Source organism: Pantoea wallisii, assembly GCF_002095485.1.
Lineage (GTDB): Bacteria > Pseudomonadota > Gammaproteobacteria > Enterobacterales > Enterobacteriaceae > Pantoea > Pantoea wallisii.
Window position 1 is genome coordinate 33866 of sequence record NZ_MLFS01000034.1, and the last position, 16869, is coordinate 50734.

Consider the following 16869-nt stretch of genomic DNA (forward strand, 5'->3'; position numbering starts at 1 on the left):
GATAAGCGCAGTGAACCGAAGAGAGTGAAAGTGTGGTTCATTACTTTTATCACCTCCAACGCCTGCTATAAGCATGCGGAAACGGAGTGGATGAGAGCCAGATCAACGATATCTGACAGCGCGACGTACAGGGACGTCATCCTCGGGCTGTTAGCGAGCAACAGCAGCGGCGTTTTATACCGTTTGATCGCTAAAAATGCAAAATCTTTGTCGGCCATCTGCGCGTGCTGTCAGGAAAATCTTCCAGTAACGCGCTTGCTGAAAAATGCGGTAGCCGAAAAAGCACTGGAAAAGTGCTGACGGTGTAACCTAGAATAGCCGTCCAGATGGTTTTCCATCTAAACCATTAACGTTTTCGGGGCGATTGCCGTTTAATACACTACGCCCTACTGCTCGCGGCTTTGCCTGAAGGGGCGTCGGGCAGGCTTGATCCTGCTTACGCTATGCAGTCGAATTCAAACCATTTGCAAGGTAAAGAACAGAATGGCTAAACACCTTTTTACATCTGAGTCCGTATCAGAAGGACATCCTGATAAAATCGCTGACCAAATTTCCGATGCCGTGCTGGACGCCATCCTTGAACAGGATCCTAAAGCGCGCGTGGCCTGCGAAACTTACGTGAAAACCGGTATGGTGCTGGTTGGCGGTGAAATCACCACCAGCGCCTGGGTCGATATCGAAGAGATCACCCGTCAAACCGTACGTGAAATCGGTTATGTCCATTCCGATATGGGCTTTGATGCCAACTCCTGCGCCGTACTGAGCGCGATTGGTAAGCAGTCACCGGATATCAATCAGGGCGTTGACCGTACCGATCCGCTGGAGCAAGGCGCGGGCGACCAGGGCCTGATGTTTGGCTATGCCACCAACGAAACCGACGTGCTGATGCCGGCACCGGTAACCTACGCACACCGTCTGGTCCAGCGTCAGGCTGAAGTGCGTAAAAATGGCACGCTGCCGTGGCTGCGTCCGGATGCGAAAAGCCAGATCACCTTCCAGTATGATGGCGGCAAAATTGTCGGTATCGATGCGGTGGTTCTCTCCACTCAGCACTCTGAAGAGATCTCACAGGCTGACCTGCGTGAAGCGGTTATGGAAGAGATCATCAAACCTGTGCTGCCAACCGAGTGGATTAATGCCAGCACCAAATACCACATCAACCCAACCGGCCGCTTCGTGATCGGTGGACCGATGGGCGACTGCGGCCTGACCGGTCGTAAAATCATCGTTGATACCTACGGCGGCATGGCGCGTCACGGCGGCGGTGCGTTCTCCGGTAAAGATCCATCAAAAGTTGACCGCTCTGCGGCTTACGCGGCACGTTACGTGGCAAAAAATATCGTTGCTGCAGGCCTGGCAGACCGTTGTGAGATTCAGGTCTCCTACGCAATTGGCGTGGCTGAGCCGACCTCTATCATGGTCGAGACCTTCGGTACCGAGAAAGTCTCTACCGAGCAGCTGACGCTGCTGGTGCGCGAGTTCTTTGACCTGCGTCCATACGGCCTGATTCAGATGATGGACCTGCTGAAGCCGATCTACAAAGAGACGGCGGCATACGGCCACTTCGGTCGCGAACACTTCCCGTGGGAGCAGACGGACAAAGCAGCCCTGCTGCGTGATGCAGCCGGCCTGTAATCGCACCCGCTCTGCCAAAACCAGCCCGCTTAACGCGGGCTTTTTTGTGCCTGCCGCAGACAGATATCGCCCGTTAATGGCGGCGACCCATAATTTTTTTGCGTTTCGCTCTGTGCCCACGAGCGATCACACTTTTTGCCTCTCGCGCTTCAGGCGCATTTTCAACCGCTGTCTACACTCTTATCACCTTGCTTACAACAAAGTGTTAACGATTACATTCTGAAATCCTTTTGTTATCGGCAATTTAGGGATTTTTCAGCGTAGTCACGCCGGTGAAAATGCGTTATTTTCAGCGTCGTCTGATAGCCGGTATTCAGAGTGATGTCAGAAACTTAAAGGGTGCTATACCTTACTGGTTACGTAACTATTTCGGGCGAAAAATGCTGAATTGCAGGGTTTCAGCGTGTGTAACCGATTACACTGATGTGATCGCTCTCACTTTTTCCCGCCGACAGGTTTCATAACATTGATAACAACAAAGATGGATAAACTTCGGAGGCAATATGCCTGGTAATACTCACAAAAGCAGAACCTCAAACAAGGCCATGACCCTGTTTGTCTGCTTTCTGGCCGCGCTGGCTGGCCTGCTGTTTGGTCTGGATATCGGCGTGATCGCCGGTGCTTTACCGTTCATCGCAAAAGATTTCAACGTCACCGCGCATCAGCAGGAGTGGATCGTCAGCTCCATGATGTTTGGTGCCGCAGTCGGCGCGATTGGTAGTGGCTGGATGTCTTCGCATCTGGGCCGTAAAAAGAGCCTGATGGCCGGTGCCATTCTGTTTGTGATCGGTTCGCTGTGGTCTGCCATGGCGCCAAACCCGGAGATGCTGATTGCTGCTCGCGTGGTTCTGGGTCTGGCCGTGGGTGTCGCCTCGTACACTGCGCCGCTGTATCTCTCTGAAATCGCACCAGAGAAGATTCGCGGCAGTATGATCTCCCTTTATCAGCTGATGATCACCATCGGTATTCTGGGTGCGTACCTCTCCGATACCGCGTTCAGCGCCTCCGGCGACTGGCGCTGGATGCTGGGTATCATCACTATTCCGGCCATCCTGCTGCTGGTGGGCGTATTTTTCCTGCCAAACAGCCCGCGCTGGCTGGCAGCAAAAGGTGACTTCCGCAGCGCGCAGCGCGTGCTGGATCGCCTGCGCGACACCAGCGAGCAGGCGAAACGCGAGCTGGATGAGATTCGCGAAAGCCTGAAGATCAAGCAGTCGGGCTGGCAGCTGTTCCAGAGCAGCAGCCACTTCCGTCGCGCGGTATTCCTTGGCGTGCTGCTGCAGGTGATGCAGCAGTTCACCGGGATGAACGTCATCATGTACTACGCGCCGAAAATCTTTGAGATTGCGGGCTTCGCTAACACCACCCAGCAGATGTGGGGCACGGTGATTGTGGGCCTGGTCAACGTACTGGCAACCTTTATCGCCATCGGCCTGGTGGATCGCTGGGGCCGTAAACCGACGCTGGTGCTGGGCTTTATCGTGATGGCCGCAGGCATGGGTATCCTTGGTACCATGCTGCATCTCGGCATCCATTCTGCCTCTGCGCAGTACTTTGCCATTGCCATGCTGCTGATGTTCATCATCGGTTTTGCGATGTCAGCCGGTCCGCTGATCTGGGTTCTGTGCTCCGAAATTCAGCCGCTGAAAGGCCGCGATTTTGGTATCACTGTCTCTACCGCCACCAACTGGATTGCTAACATGATCGTCGGTGCCACCTTCCTGACCATGCTGAACACCCTGGGCAATGCGCCTACCTTCTGGGTATATGCAGGCCTGAACGTGTTCTTCATCCTGCTGACGGTAGCCCTGATTCCTGAGACGAAAAACGTCTCACTGGAGCACATTGAGCGTAACCTGATGTCGGGCAAAAAACTGCGCGATATCGGTCAGTAATCCGCTGATTAACCTGAGAAGCTGCCTGCGGGCAGCTTTTTTTTGCCCGCCGCCCCCCTGGTCTTCCCGCTTACGGGCGCGGTTGATTCGCTGCACACAACGCCTTATTCTTCCCGGCATGAAAACACCCCGCCTTCCCATCGCCCTGCAACAAGCCGTTATGCGCTCGCTGCGCCATTTTTTGCAGCTGGCTAACCAGCGGCTGGAGCGCAGCTATCCTGAACCCAGCCTGGTCTATCAGCAGCGCGGAACCGCTGCCGGTACGGCGTGGCTGGAGCAGTGGGAGATTCGCCTGAATCCGGTGCTGCTGCAGGAGAATCAGCAGGCGTTTATCGATGAAGTCGTGCCGCATGAGCTGGCGCACCTGCTGGTGTGGAAGACTTTCGGCCGCGTTGCGCCGCACGGCAAAGAGTGGAAATGGATGATGGAGAGCGTGCTGGGCGTGCCCGCGCGACGCACGCACCAGTTTGCCATTACCTCTGTACGTGCTAACACGTTCCCTTATCGCTGCCGCTGCCAGCAGCATCAGCTCACTGTGCGCCGCCATAACCGCGTAGTGCGCGGCGAAAGCGAGTATCGCTGCGTCCACTGCGGTACGCTGCTGCAGCCGGGTGAATTTCCAGCCGAATAGTCCGTTAATCCCATTTCCCGCCCCGCCCCATTCTGGTACCCTGCCGCCCTTTTTCGTACCGGGTTTGGAATATGTCTCGCAAAACGCTGTTATTACTCTCACTGCTTGTCGCCCCTTTAAGCGCCTTTAGCCTCAGCACCCCGGCTTATCACCAGAACAATTTTCAGCAGGCCAAAGTAGTGGCCGCGAAGATCAATGCCGACGCCCCGGGGGATTTTTACTGTGGCTGCAAAATCAGCTGGCACGGTAAAAAAGGGGTACCGGATCTCAGCAGCTGCGGTTACAGCGTGCGTAAGAACGCCAACCGCGCTGAGCGCATCGAGTGGGAGCACGTGGTGCCGGCGTGGGAGTTTGGCCATCAGCGCCAGTGCTGGCAGAGCGGCGGACGCAAAAACTGCAGTAAAGATGCTGACTATCGCCGTATCGAGAGCGATCTGCATAACCTGCAGCCGGCCGTCGGGGAAGTCAACGGCGACCGCAACAACTTTCAGTACAGCCAGTGGAACGGCAGCGAGCAGCAGTATGGCCAGTGCAGTATGAAGATCGATTTCAAACAGAAGCTGGCAGAGCCGCCCGCACGCGCACGCGGGGCGATCGCCCGCACCTACTTCTATATGCGCGATCGCTACAATCTGCGCCTGTCACGTCAGCAAACGCAGCTCTTTACCGCCTGGAATAAACTCTATCCGGTTACGCCATGGGAGTGTGAGCGCGATAATCGCATCGCTCAGGTACAGGGAAATCACAATTCATATGTTCAGCAGGCTTGCCAGCGCTAAAAGCGCTACCCTAAACTAGCTTTTTCGATTGGGCCGCATCAGGCGATGCGGCATAACGCTGGCAGGAACCGCATGCGCATACCCCGCATTTATCATCCCCACCCTCTCGCAGTTAACAGTGAAATTTTCCTTGAGGAAGATGCCGCTAATCATGTCGGACGCGTACTGCGCATGACCGCCGGGCAGCAGGTTGAACTGTTTGATGGCAGTAATCTGACTTTTAGTGCCGAAATCACCCAGGCCGATAAAAAGCGTGTAAAAGTAAAGATCCTTGCCAGCCAGTCTGACGATCGTGAATCCCCGCTACACTTGCACCTCGGCCAGGTGATGTCGCGCGGTGAAAAAATGGAATTCACCATCCAGAAATCGATCGAACTCGGTGTGAATGTGATTACGCCCTTGTTTTCTGAGCGTTGCGGCGTAAAGCTGGATGCCGAGCGACTGGCGAAGAAGATTCAGCAGTGGCAGAAAATTGCGATTGCCGCCTGTGAACAGTGCGGCCGCAACCGCGTGCCGGAAATCCGTGAAGCGATGACGCTGGAGGCCTGGTGCGCAGAGGCTGAAAACGGCCTGAAGCTGAATTTACACCCGCGCGCCAGCCAGAGCACCAATACGCTGCCGCAGCCGGTGAAGCGCGTCAGGCTGCTGATTGGTCCGGAGGGCGGTCTCTCTGCTGATGAGATTGCGATGACGGCGCAGCAGGGCTTTACCGATATTTTACTGGGGCCGCGCGTATTGCGTACCGAAACGACGGCGCTCACGGCGATCACGGCACTTCAGGTGAGGTTTGGCGACCTCGGTTAAGGGATAATTTCCCCCGAATACACACAGATAACTGACCAGCACAACGCTTTCGCACGGAACGGGGTCGCTGAATTCCCCTTTGAGGAGAGAATAATGATTAAGCTTGGCATCGTTATGGACCCAATTTCGTCCATCAACATTAAAAAAGACAGCAGCTTCGCCATGCTGCTGGAAGCACAGCGCCGCGGGTATGAAATTCACTACATGGAGATGGGCGATCTCTCCCTGCGCGGCGGCGTAACCTATGCACGCACCCGCCTGCTGAGCGTCGAGCAGAACTACGAGCAGTGGTACACCTTCGGTAGCGAGCAGACCATCCCGCTGGCCGATCTCAACGTGGTATTAATGCGTAAAGATCCGCCGTTTGATACAGAATTTATCTATGCTACTTATCTGCTGGAGCGCGCCGAAGAGCAAGGCACGCTGATCGTTAACAAGCCGCAGAGCCTGCGTGACTGTAACGAGAAGCTCTACACCGCGTGGTTCGCCGATCTCACGCCGGATACGCTGGTAACGCGCAATAAAGAGCAGCTGCGCGCTTTCTGGCAGGAGCACGGCGATGTGATCCTCAAGCCGCTGGATGGCATGGGCGGCGCATCCATCTTCCGCGTGAAGCAGGATGATGCCAACTTTGGCGTGATTACTGAAACCCTGACCAACCACGGCCAGTTCTTCTGCATGGCGCAGAACTATCTGCCGGCGATTAAAGAGGGTGATAAGCGCGTGCTGGTGGTGGACGGTGAGCCGGTGCCTTACTGCCTGGCGCGTATTCCGCAGGGTGGCGAAACCCGCGGTAATCTCGCTGCCGGTGGCCGGGGTGAAGCGCGTCCGCTGAGCGACAGTGACTGGGAGATTGCCCGTCGTGTTGGCCCAACGCTGAAAGCGAAAGGGCTGATTTTTGTCGGCCTGGATATCATCGGTGATAAACTTACTGAAGTTAACGTCACCAGCCCAACCTGTATCCGTGAAATCGAAGCAGCATTCCCGGTATCCATTACCGGTATGCTGATGGATGCGATTGAAAAACGTCTGGGCTGAGGATGCCGCAGGAGTGCGAACTCCATGAATCACCCAAAACCGGCGCTGAAGCATCAGCGCCGGCTATTTTTGGTAAACGAGTGATAATGAATTTACAGCACCATTTTTTGATTGCGATGCCGTCACTGCAGGACCCGTTATTCAAACGCTCCGTGGTTTATATCTGCGAGCATAATGAAGAGGGTGCCATGGGGTTGATCGTGAATAAGCCGATGGAAAACCTGACGGTTGAAGGCATCCTGAAAAAGCTAAAAATCACTGCAACAGACCGCGATCCGGCGATCAAACTGGATAAACCGGTGTTCGCTGGCGGCCCGCTGGCGGAGGATCGTGGTTTTATATTGCACTCTGCGCAGCGCATCTACTCCTCCAGCATTCGTATTTCAGACAATACGGTGATTACGACCTCACGTGATGTGCTGGAAGCCATTGGTACGGCGGAGCAGCCCGATAACGTGCTGGTGGCGCTGGGTTACTGCGCGTGGGAGAAAGACCAGCTGGAGAGTGAGCTGCTGGAGAACGCCTGGCTCACTACGCCGGCCAACAGCAATATTCTGTTCCAGACGCCGATTGCCGAACGCTGGCGTGAAGCTGCGCGCAGCATGGGCGTGGATATTCATAATATGACCAGCGATGCAGGGCACGCCTGATGGCCAGTGAAACCTTACTGGGCTTCGATTTCGGCACGAAAAGCATCGGTGTCGCGATCGGCCAGCAGCTGACTGGTACAGCGCGACCGCTGACAGCGTTAAAAGCGCAGGATGGCACGCCAGACTGGAATCTGATTGAGAAGCTGCTGAAAGAGTGGCAGCCGGATTACGTGGTGGTCGGTTTGCCGTTGAATATGGACGGTACCGAACAGCCGCTTACCGCCCGGGCGCGCAGGTTCGCTAATCGCCTGAATGGACGTTTTGGCGTGCGCGTTGAGTTGCAGGATGAGCGTCTGAGCACCGTCGAAGCGCGCGCCGATCTGTTTGAGCGCGGCGGTTTCCGTGCCCTGCAGAAAGGCCAGGTGGATTCACAGTCCGCCGTGATTATTCTGCAGGATTGGTTCGAGACGCATTGATCTCTGCGCCTGCCGCTACGGAACACATGATGCCGGGCGGCGGCTCAGGTGCTAAACCAGCCCTGCGCTCTGCCTGGCCTGTTCACTCTGGGCGAAGGTCTGCATCCCCGACTGCGCACCGGTTTGCAATACGCCGGGCAACTGGTGCATTTTGCCTTCGCGAATCAGGTTGGCAACCGCGGGCGTAGCGATAAGCACCTCAAATAGCCCGATTCTGCCGCCCGCTTTTGCTGTTACCAGCCGCTGTGCCAGCACCGCTTTCAGACTGCCCGCCAGCTGCGTCCGCACCAGGTTTTTCTCCTCCGCCGGGAATACATCCACCAGCCGATCCACCGCCTGCGTGGCGCCCCGCGTATGCAGCGTTGCCAGCACCAGATGGCCGGTCTCCGCAGCGGTAAGCGCCAGACGAATTGTCTCGCTATCGCGCAACTCCCCCAAAAGAATCACATCGGGATCTTCGCGCAGTGCAGCTTTCAGCCCATGCTGAAACGAGGCGCTGTGCGCGCCCACTTCACGCTGCTGAATCAGCGATCGCTGACTGTGATGCACAAACTCAATCGGGTCCTCAAGCGTAATGATATGCCGCGCCTGCTGGCGGTTAAGGCTATCCACCAGTGCAGCGAGCGTAGTGGATTTACCGCTGCCGGTCGCGCCCGTGATTAAGATCAGCCCCTCTTCCAGGGTTAACCACTGCTGCACTACCGCAGGCAACCGCAGGCTGGTGATGTCCGGCACCTGGCTGGCAATCACTCTTAGCGCCAGCGAAAGCCCGTGCCGCTGTTTAAACAGATTGGCACGCAGCCGTACCCCGCCGTGAAGCGTAAGGGCAAAATCCACATGCCCTGCCCGCTCCAGGTCGGCCTGCTGCGCCGGATTCAGCCAGCGGGCCATCTCTGTCTGCAGCCAGTCGTCTGTCAGCTTCACCTGCTGCGGCACCGGCTCCAGCACGCCCTGCCGCCGCCAGTGCGGCAAATGTCCGCTGCACAGGTGCAGATCGGCAGCATTATGCTTTACACTAAGCGCCACAACTTCATCCAAATCCATTTAACTTCTCCTGACTATGACTTCCATTGAGCACAACTTACAGCAAGTGCGCGAGCGTATCGCCGCTGCTGCTGCGCGTTGCGGCCGCGCGCCAGAAGAAATTACGCTGCTTGCAGTCAGTAAAACTAAACCTGCGAGCGCTATCGCAGAAGCCATTGCTGCGGGGCAGCTCGCCTTCGGTGAAAATTACGTGCAGGAAGGGGTTGAAAAAGTCGCCGAACTGGCCGCACATCCTGATCTGCAATGGCACTTTATCGGCCCGCTGCAATCCAATAAGAGCCGTCTGGTGGCGGAGAATTTTGCCTGGTGCCACACCGTTGATCGCCAACGTATCGCGCAGCGCCTGAACGATCAGCGCCCGGCCCATCTGCCACCGCTTAACGTGTTAATTCAGGTAAATATCAGTGACGAAAACAGCAAATCTGGCATCATGCTGGAGGCCGTTACGGAGCTGGCGCAGCAGATCAGTGCCCAGCCGCATTTGCGGCTGCGCGGCCTGATGGCCATACCGGCTCCGGAGCAGGCGTATGCGCGCCAGCTGGCGGTCTGCCAGCAGATGGCCGCTGCATTTCACGCCTTACAGCGGGATTTTCCCGACGTCGATACGCTCTCTCTGGGAATGAGCGACGACATGGATGCGGCCATCGCCGCAGGCAGTACCATGGTGCGCATTGGCACCGCCGTATTTGGCGCGCGGGATTACGCGCGTCCTTCACAACAATAATTGAGGAACCTCATGTTAACACTGACGTTTTTAGTCAAAACGCTGATTGACCTGTACGTAATGGTGCTGCTGTTACGCATCTGGATGCAGTGGTCGCGCTGTGACTTTTACAATCCGCTTTCGCAGTTCGTTGTGAAGATTACCCAGCCGATTATCAAACCACTGCGCCGCATTCTGCCTGCGATCGGGCCGATTGATACCGCTTCCCTGCTGCTGGCGTTTGTCCTTACCACGCTAAAGTACCCTATTCTGCTGCTGATTCAGGTCGGCGTGTTCTCGGTTGATCCCACCAACCTGCTGGTTGGGCTGTTGTCGCTGGTGAAATCGGCCGGCTATCTGGTGTTCTGGGTGATTATTATTCGCTCGCTGATGAGCTGGATCAGTCAGGGCCGCGGTCCGGTCGATCAGGTTCTTTATCAGCTGACTGAGCCGTTAATGTCTCCGATCCGCCGTATCCTGCCGGCAATGGGCGGCATCGATTTTTCTGCCATGATTGTGATTCTGGTGCTGTACGCGCTGAATTTCCTCGGCATGGACCTGTTCCCGGGTCTCTGGTATCTGCTGTAATTCGTTAATCTGGAACTGTTATGCAAAAAGTAGTGCTCGCCACCGGTAATCCCGGCAAGGTACGTGAACTGGCCGATCTGTTAGCGGCTTTCGGCCTCGATATCGTGGCGCAAACCGAGCTGGGCGTAGCGTCCGCCGAAGAGACCGGCCTGACGTTTATTGAAAACGCTATCCTGAAAGCGCGTCACGCAGCGCAGATTACGGGCCTGCCGGCGATTGCTGATGACTCGGGTCTGGCGGTGGATGCGCTGGGCGGCGCACCGGGCATCTACTCGGCGCGCTACGCCGGCGTGGATGCCAGCGATCAGCAGAACCTCGATAAGCTGCTGCTGGCGCTGGAGAACGTGCCGGACGGCAAGCGTCAGGCGCAGTTCCATTGTGTACTGGTCTACGTGCGCCATGCCGAAGATCCGGTGCCGCTGGTGTTCCACGGCAGCTGGGAGGGTGAGATTACCCGCGCAGCGGCAGGCGCAGGCGGCTTTGGTTACGATCCCATATTCTATGTGCCCACGCTGGGCAAGACCGCGGCGGAGCTGAGTAAAGATGAAAAGCGCGCCGTTTCACATCGGGGAAAAGCATTGACGCTGCTGCTGGAAGCGATGCGCAATGCCTGAGTTACCTCCGTTAAGCCTGTACATCCACATTCCATGGTGTGTACAGAAGTGCCCCTACTGTGATTTCAATTCACACGCGCTGAAAGGCGAGGTGCCGCACATTGAGTATGTGCAGCACCTGCTCAGCGATCTTGAACAGGATTTACCGCTTACGGCCGGCCGCGAAGTACGCACCATCTTTATCGGCGGCGGTACGCCAAGCCTGCTGAGCAGTAGTGCGATGCAGATGCTGATGGATGGCGTACGTGCCCGTTTGCCGCTGGCCGCCGATGCAGAGATCACCATGGAGGCCAATCCGGGTACGGTTGAAGCGGACCGTTTCAGCGGCTACCAGCAGGCCGGCATTAACCGTATCTCGATCGGCGTGCAGAGTTTCAGCCCGCAAAAACTGACGCGGCTTGGTCGCATTCACGGGCCGGAAGAGGCCGTACGCGCGGCACATCTGGCCGCCGGGCTTGGCCTGCGCAGTTTTAACCTCGATTTGATGCACGGCTTGCCTGATCAGTCGCTGGAGGAAGCGCTGGACGATTTACGCCAGGCAATTGCGCTGAATCCGCCGCATCTCTCGTGGTATCAGCTCACCATTGAGCCGAACACGCTGTTTGGCTCGCGTCCGCCCGCGCTGCCGGATGATGATGCGCTGTGGGATATCTTCGAGCAGGGGCATCAGCTGCTGACCGCTGCCGGTTATCAGCAGTATGAAACGTCGGCGTACGCGAAGCCTGGCTACCGCTGCGAGCATAACCTCAACTACTGGCGCTTCGGCGATTACCTCGGCATTGGCTGTGGCGCGCACGGTAAGCTGACGCAGCCCGATGGCCGCATCGTGCGCACGGTCAAAACCCGGCATCCGCGCGGGTTTATGAAGGGGAATTATCTGGATAAGCAGCATGACGTTGAGGCTGAGGATAAACCGTTTGAGTTCTTCATGAACCGCTTCCGTCTGCTGGAGGCCGCACCGCGCGCCGATTTCCGCCGCTATACCGGGCTGGATGAGGCGGTGATCCGGACGCAGATGGACCAGGCCATCGCCGCCGGCTACCTGACAGAGAGCGCCGAACACTGGCAGATTACAGAGAAAGGGAAACTGTTTCTGAACTCACTGCTTGAGCTGTTTATGTAACGCTGCGATGTACAGCCCGGGCCGCCAGCGATAGCGGCCAGAAACAACAAAGCCAGCCGCAATGGCTGGCTTTGGCTGCGTTACAGGGCCTTAACCCTTGATGCTCTTCATCAGGCCTTTGCGCTGGCTCTCCAGCGCTGTTACCCGATTACAGACTTCATGTCCGAAGTTCTGGAAATCCTGCTCCTGATTGTTCCACTCTGTCTGGATTGACTGCTGCAATCCTCCCAGATTGCCCATCAGCGCCTGCAGCGGATTGCTGCCGCTGGCGGCCTGCTTCACGCCCATTTCGTTCAGGCTATCCTGCAGTACACCGCCCAGCGTGCTCTGTACCAGCTTCTCGCCGTCGGCACGTACCTGCTGAATGGCCTGATGGTGGAACGTCAGGCCATCGGGGCGATGTTCAATGATGCGGTTCATCTGCTGTTTTAGCTGGCCGTTTAGCGTGGTCAGACGGTTACGCACGTTGCTGTCGGTGCCGAGCTTCTCCACGATAACTTTATCCAGCGCTACGCGTCCGCGCTCCAGACGCGTGGTTGCGCCGCTATCGACCCATGGCAGATCGCGGCGCAGCGCGTTTTGATAATCGATAGCTTGCTGACGCGCCGCATTATCCAGCGTGGCTTTTTTGCCGTTGAACGTCACATCGCCCTGGGGCGATATTTCGAGATTGCCGTTGCTGCCTGACACCTGCACGCTCTGCGGCTTGATGATTACGTCATCCTGAGGATTGACGCTGCACTGATAGTCAGCGTGCGCCTGAGCTGCCGTCAGCAGTAGCGCGGCGAACAGAGCCTTACGAATCATGAGATCTCCTGAATATGCTGTGCGGTGTGGGTATGGTGCGGTCAATGACGCGGTCGCCATGAAGGGCGCCCCTGGAAAATTTTCTGCGCATGCCGGTACGGTATTTTAACGGTCGCCATCAAGGGCGACCCTACGGCACAGTGCATTATAGGGTACGCAATGATGCGTACCTGAATTACGTTGTAGGGTGCGCATTCATGCGCACCTGAACGCGGCACTAAAACTTAGTCCCACCAAACGTCGAAGAGTTCAGTGACCTGAACATCAGCGAGGTTGCGATCTTCCAGCCACTTACGCACCAGCTCACGGTGCTCATCTGTGCACTTACCGGTCTCCTGCAGGCACACCAGGCCTTCCCACACCAGATAGCCGCTGCCATCATAGGCCAGACCATTCGGGTCAATCACTTCATTGATGAACTGATCAAGCGTGGCATCCACCTGCTCCTCCGTGGTGCCCTCGGCAAAACGCCAGGCAACGGAAAAACCTAACTCCTGAAACTCATCAATATGCAATTTCTTACGTAAACGACGGCTACGCTGTACGGCCATTATTTCACCCTCTCAAACATCAGATCCCATACGCCATGGCCCAGTCGCTGCCCGCGCTGCTCAAATTTGGTTAACGGACGCGTCTCCGGACGCGGCACGTAGGTTTTTGTTTCCGACTGATTAACATACCCATCCACACTGCTCATCACTTCCAGCATGTGCGTGGCGTAATCTTCCCAGTCGGTCGCCATGTGGAACACGCCACCCAGCTTCAGCTTACGCAGCACCCGCTCGGCAAAAGGCACCTGCACGATGCGGCGTTTATTGTGGCGCGCTTTATGCCACGGATCCGGGAAGAACAGCTGCACCATACGCAGCGAGTTATCCGGAATCATATTCTCCAGCACCTCAATCGCGTCGTGGCACATCACGCGCAGATTCTCAACGCCCGCCTCCTTCGCCGAGGCCAGGCAGGCGCCCACGCCCGGTGCATGCACTTCAATACCAAGGAAGTTCTGATGCGGATTGTTTTGCGCCATGGTCACCAGTGACGCACCCATGCCAAAACCGATCTCCAGCACCAACGGTGCTTCGCGCCCAAATAGCGCCACCATGTCCAGCGGCTGCGCCTGATACTCAACGCCCATCTCCGGCCAGTAATTATCGAGCGCGAGCTGCTGCCCTTTCGTTAAGCGCCCCTGGCGGCGCACAAAACTGCGGATACGGCGCAAAGGCCGCCCGTTCTCATCAAACTCCGGGGTGATGACGTCATTAATCATGTTGATGCCTGCTGATTAGCCTGTTCAGGGAAACGCGCATTATGCAAAGTTAGATAGCAGAAGCAAGCCTTTGCAATCTTCAGGTTTACACCCTGATGTCTCTGTGCTGGAATTCCTGCCTGATTGTAGAGTAAACACGGAAAATTTCCTTCTTATGATGCAGGCGCCACAGTTCGCGCAACAGGTACTGGAGTGGTATCACCGCTTCGGCCGCAAAACTCTGCCGTGGCAGCTGGAGAAGACGCCTTATAAAGTGTGGCTCTCCGAAGTGATGTTACAGCAGACGCAGGTTGCCACCGTTATTCCCTATTTTGAACGCTTTATGGCGCGCTTTCCCACGGTTGGCGATCTCGCCGCCGCGCCGCTTGATGAAGTGCTGCATCTGTGGACCGGCCTCGGGTACTACGCGCGAGCACGCAATTTGCATAAAGCGGCAAAGCAGGTGGTAGATAAGCACGGCGGCACGTTCCCGCGTAATTTCGACGATGTCGCTGCGCTGCCGGGCGTAGGCCGCTCAACGGCCGGCGCTATTCTCTCCCTGTCGCTCGGCCAACACTTCCCGATTCTTGATGGCAACGTTAAGCGTGTGCTGGCACGCTGTTATGCGGTTGGCGGCTGGCCGGGCAAAAAAGAGGTCGAAAAACGGCTGTGGCAGATCAGCGAAGAGGTTACGCCCGCTGAGGGCGTCAGCCAGTTTAATCAGGCCATGATGGATCTGGGCGCGTTAGTGTGTACTCGCTCTCGCCCCAAATGCGAAATCTGCCCGCTCAACAGCGGCTGCGTGGCCTATGCCACTCACAGCTGGGCAGAGTATCCGGGCAAGAAGCCAAAAGTGACGCTGCCAGAGCGCAGCGGCTGGTTCCTGATGATGCAGCACGGTGATGAGGTGTTTCTTGAACAGCGTCCGCCTGTGGGGCTGTGGGGCGGTCTCTTCTGCTTCCCGCAGTTTACCAGTGAGCAGGCGCTGACGGACTGGCTGGCCGCGCGCAATATCCACGCCAAACCGCAGCAGCTTACCGCGTTCCGCCACACCTTCAGCCATTTCCACTTAGACATTGTGCCTATGTGGCTGGCATGGCCTTCTTCCGGGTCGCTGATGGATGAAGCAGGCGCTCTCTGGTATAACTTAGCGCAACCACCGTCAGTGGGCCTGGCCGCGCCAGTTGAGCGTTTACTGCAAGAGCTGCGCCATCCACGTCAGCTTAAACTGCGAACAAGTGTGACCGAAGAGGAAGAGTAATGAGCCGCACCATTTTTTGTACTTATCTGCAACGCGACGCTGAAGGTCAGGATTTTCAGCTCTACCCCGGTGAACTGGGCAAGCGCATCTATAACGAGATCTCTAAAGAAGCCTGGCAGCAGTGGATGTCCAAACAGACCATGCTGATCAACGAGAAGAAGCTCAACATGATGAACCCGGGCGATCGTAAAGTGCTGGAGCAGGAGATGATCAACTTCCTGTTTGAAGGCAAAGATGTGCACATTGAAGGCTACACCCCGCCAGAAAAATAACCGTTGCGGGCCTCCCTTTGAGGCCCACTTTTTCGAGTCAGGCACGCATTCACAATGAATAAAAAACTGATAGCACTGTTGGTGATCGCACCACTTTTGGTCTCCTGCTCCGGACAAAAAAAATCGCAGTATCACGAAGAGTGGGTAAAGGACACCAACGGGTTTGACATTCTGATGGGGCAGTTCGCCGCCAACATTGAGAATATCTGGGGAATCAATGAGGTTCTGATCGCCGGGCCGAAAGATTACGTCAAATACAGCGACAACTACTACACCCGCAGTCACATTAACTTTGACAGCGGTAGCATCACCATTGAGACCATCTCCGGCACCGATCCCATGGCCAGCCTGCGCCAGGCGATCGTTACCACCCTGTTGATCGGTGACGATCCGGGCAATGTCGATCTCTACTCCGATGCCAACGATATTCAGATCAGTAAAGAGCCACTGCTGTACGGTCAGGTGCTGGATAATACCGGGCAGCCGATCCGCTGGCAGGGGCGCGCCGGCAGCTTTGCCGACTATCTGATCCAGAACAAGCTGCAGAAGCGCACATCCGGGCTGCATGTTATCTGGTCGGTAACCATTCCGATGGTGCCTAACCATCTTGATAAGCGTGCGCATAAGTATCTGCCGCTGGTGCGTAAAGCTGCCGAGCAGTATGGCGTGGATGCCTCACTGATCCTGGCGATTATGCAGACGGAATCAAGCTTCAACCCCTATGCGGTGAGTAACTCTGACGCGCTGGGGCTGATGCAGGTTGTGCAGCATACCGCCGGCGTGGATGTGTTCCGGATGAAGGGGAAATGGGGCAAACCAAGCCGCAGCTACCTGCTGGATCCCGCTAACAATATTGATGCCGGCACGGCCTATCTGTCGCTGCTGCAGAAGAGTTATCTCGGCGGAATTCAGGATCCGCTGTCGCGGCGTTATGCGGTGATTACTGCGTATAACGGCGGCGCCGGCAGCGTGCTGCGCGTCTTCTCCAGCGATAAAGATCGCGCGTTCTCGCTGATCAACGGTATGTCGCCCGCTCAGGTGTATCAGACGCTGACCACCAGCCACCCTTCCGGTGAGTCACGCCGCTATCTGTATAAGGTGAACCAGGCGCAGCGCAGCTACCATCGGTACTGATGCAGTGCCGGGCGGGAGGGTGCACACGGTGCCCTCCCGCCACGCACATCACACCAGCATATTTGCCACTAACCGCTTGCGGCCGTCCTCGCCCTCTTCGGTATAAACGCCCTGCAGCTCTGGCGAAAAGCCGGGCAGCAGGTTGATGCCCCCCTCCAGCGCGAGAAAATAGCGCTGCACCGCGCCGCCCCACACTTCGCCCGGCACCACGCACAGCACGCCGGGG

20 protein-coding genes are annotated in these 16869 nt (G+C 56.7%); 15 read left to right on the forward strand and 5 right to left on the reverse strand.

Going from position 1 to position 16869, the window contains the following annotated elements:
- The first annotated feature begins 483 nt into the window (after positions 1–483).
- The 8 genes from metK to ruvX all read left to right on the forward strand — a co-directional run bounded on the left by metK (position 484) and on the right by ruvX (position 7848).
- Positions 484–1635 carry a methionine adenosyltransferase gene (gene metK, locus HA48_RS13025; protein ID WP_128601694.1) on the forward strand — a complete coding sequence of 384 codons (1152 nt, stop codon included), beginning with the start codon at positions 484–486 and terminating at the stop codon, positions 1633–1635.
- A 503-nt stretch (positions 1636–2138) separates the two neighbouring features.
- Complete coding sequence (locus HA48_RS13030; protein ID WP_128601695.1) at positions 2139–3530, forward strand: sugar porter family MFS transporter; 1392 nt, start codon at positions 2139–2141, stop codon at positions 3528–3530.
- Positions 3531–3648: 118 nt separating this feature from the next.
- Positions 3649–4161 (forward strand): SprT family zinc-dependent metalloprotease, encoded by a 513-nt coding sequence (locus HA48_RS13035; RefSeq protein WP_128601696.1) that lies wholly within the window; start codon positions 3649–3651, stop codon positions 4159–4161.
- Positions 4162–4232: 71 nt separating this feature from the next.
- Positions 4233–4940 (forward strand): deoxyribonuclease I, encoded by a 708-nt coding sequence (endA, locus tag HA48_RS13040; protein ID WP_128601697.1) that lies wholly within the window; start codon positions 4233–4235, stop codon positions 4938–4940.
- Positions 4941–5012: 72 nt separating this feature from the next.
- The gene (gene rsmE / locus HA48_RS13045) at positions 5013–5744 is read left to right on the forward strand and encodes a 16S rRNA (uracil(1498)-N(3))-methyltransferase (RefSeq protein WP_128601698.1); all 732 of its coding nucleotides are present in this window, start codon (positions 5013–5015) and stop codon (positions 5742–5744) included.
- Positions 5745–5837: 93 nt separating this feature from the next.
- On the forward strand, positions 5838–6782 hold the full coding sequence (gene gshB / locus HA48_RS13050) for a glutathione synthase (RefSeq protein ID WP_128601699.1): 945 nt from the start codon (positions 5838–5840) through the stop codon (positions 6780–6782).
- Between the two features lie 86 nt (positions 6783–6868).
- Complete coding sequence (locus HA48_RS13055; protein ID WP_128601700.1) at positions 6869–7432, forward strand: YqgE/AlgH family protein; 564 nt, start codon at positions 6869–6871, stop codon at positions 7430–7432.
- Positions 7432–7848: a Holliday junction resolvase RuvX gene (gene ruvX, locus HA48_RS13060; protein ID WP_128601701.1), complete on the forward strand. Its 417-nt coding sequence runs from the start codon at positions 7432–7434 to the stop codon at positions 7846–7848. The genes HA48_RS13055 and ruvX overlap by 1 nt, the downstream gene beginning before the upstream one ends.
- A gap of 51 nt (positions 7849–7899) precedes the next feature.
- Here the strand turns inward: ruvX and HA48_RS13065 are convergent, their stop codons facing one another.
- Positions 7900–8892: a type IV pilus twitching motility protein PilT gene (locus HA48_RS13065; protein WP_128601702.1), complete on the reverse strand. Its 993-nt coding sequence runs from the start codon at positions 8890–8892 to the stop codon at positions 7900–7902.
- A 16-nt stretch (positions 8893–8908) separates the two neighbouring features.
- Here HA48_RS13065 and HA48_RS13070 point away from each other — a divergent pair, with 16 nt between their 5' ends.
- Genes HA48_RS13070 through hemW form a run of 4 tightly spaced genes read left to right on the forward strand, consistent with a single transcriptional unit; the run spans position 8909 to position 11920 of the window.
- A complete protein-coding gene (locus tag HA48_RS13070) occupies positions 8909–9616 on the forward strand; it encodes a YggS family pyridoxal phosphate-dependent enzyme (RefSeq protein ID WP_128601703.1) in 708 nt (235 codons plus the stop codon).
- Between the two features lie 12 nt (positions 9617–9628).
- The gene (locus HA48_RS13075; RefSeq protein WP_128601704.1) at positions 9629–10183 is read left to right on the forward strand and encodes a YggT family protein; all 555 of its coding nucleotides are present in this window, start codon (positions 9629–9631) and stop codon (positions 10181–10183) included.
- Between the two features lie 20 nt (positions 10184–10203).
- Positions 10204–10797 (forward strand): XTP/dITP diphosphatase, encoded by a 594-nt coding sequence (locus tag HA48_RS13080; protein ID WP_128601705.1) that lies wholly within the window; start codon positions 10204–10206, stop codon positions 10795–10797.
- Positions 10790–11920, forward strand: coding sequence for a radical SAM family heme chaperone HemW (gene hemW, locus HA48_RS13085; protein ID WP_128601706.1), 1131 nt, complete (start codon positions 10790–10792; stop codon positions 11918–11920). The genes HA48_RS13080 and hemW overlap by 8 nt, the downstream gene beginning before the upstream one ends.
- 90 nt (positions 11921–12010) lie before the next feature.
- On the opposite strand, the gene HA48_RS13090 is transcribed toward hemW, so the two are convergent.
- The 3 genes from HA48_RS13090 to trmB form a co-directional block, all read right to left on the reverse strand.
- Positions 12011–12727 (reverse strand): YggN family protein, encoded by a 717-nt coding sequence (locus HA48_RS13090; protein WP_128601707.1) that lies wholly within the window; start codon positions 12725–12727, stop codon positions 12011–12013.
- A 224-nt stretch (positions 12728–12951) separates the two neighbouring features.
- Positions 12952–13278 carry a YggL family protein gene (locus HA48_RS13095; RefSeq protein WP_128601708.1) on the reverse strand — a complete coding sequence of 109 codons (327 nt, stop codon included), beginning with the start codon at positions 13276–13278 and terminating at the stop codon, positions 12952–12954.
- The gene (trmB, locus tag HA48_RS13100) at positions 13278–13997 is read right to left on the reverse strand and encodes a tRNA (guanosine(46)-N7)-methyltransferase TrmB (protein WP_128601709.1); all 720 of its coding nucleotides are present in this window, start codon (positions 13995–13997) and stop codon (positions 13278–13280) included. Before trmB ends, HA48_RS13095 begins: the two co-directional genes overlap by 1 nt.
- Before the next feature lie 154 nt (positions 13998–14151).
- Here trmB and mutY point away from each other — a divergent pair, with 154 nt between their 5' ends.
- Genes mutY through mltC form a run of 3 tightly spaced genes read left to right on the forward strand, consistent with a single transcriptional unit; the run spans position 14152 to position 16643 of the window.
- Positions 14152–15237, forward strand: coding sequence for an A/G-specific adenine glycosylase (gene mutY / locus HA48_RS13105; RefSeq protein WP_128601710.1), 1086 nt, complete (start codon positions 14152–14154; stop codon positions 15235–15237).
- Complete coding sequence (locus HA48_RS13110; RefSeq protein WP_128601711.1) at positions 15237–15509, forward strand: oxidative damage protection protein; 273 nt, start codon at positions 15237–15239, stop codon at positions 15507–15509. The genes mutY and HA48_RS13110 overlap by 1 nt, the downstream gene beginning before the upstream one ends.
- Positions 15510–15563: 54 nt before the next feature.
- A complete protein-coding gene (mltC, locus tag HA48_RS13115) occupies positions 15564–16643 on the forward strand; it encodes a membrane-bound lytic murein transglycosylase MltC (RefSeq protein WP_128601712.1) in 1080 nt (359 codons plus the stop codon).
- A gap of 48 nt (positions 16644–16691) precedes the next feature.
- On the opposite strand, the gene HA48_RS13120 is transcribed toward mltC, so the two are convergent.
- The coding region (locus HA48_RS13120; RefSeq protein ID WP_139807984.1) for an Orn/Lys/Arg family decarboxylase at positions 16692–16869 on the reverse strand (178 nt) is incomplete at its 5' end.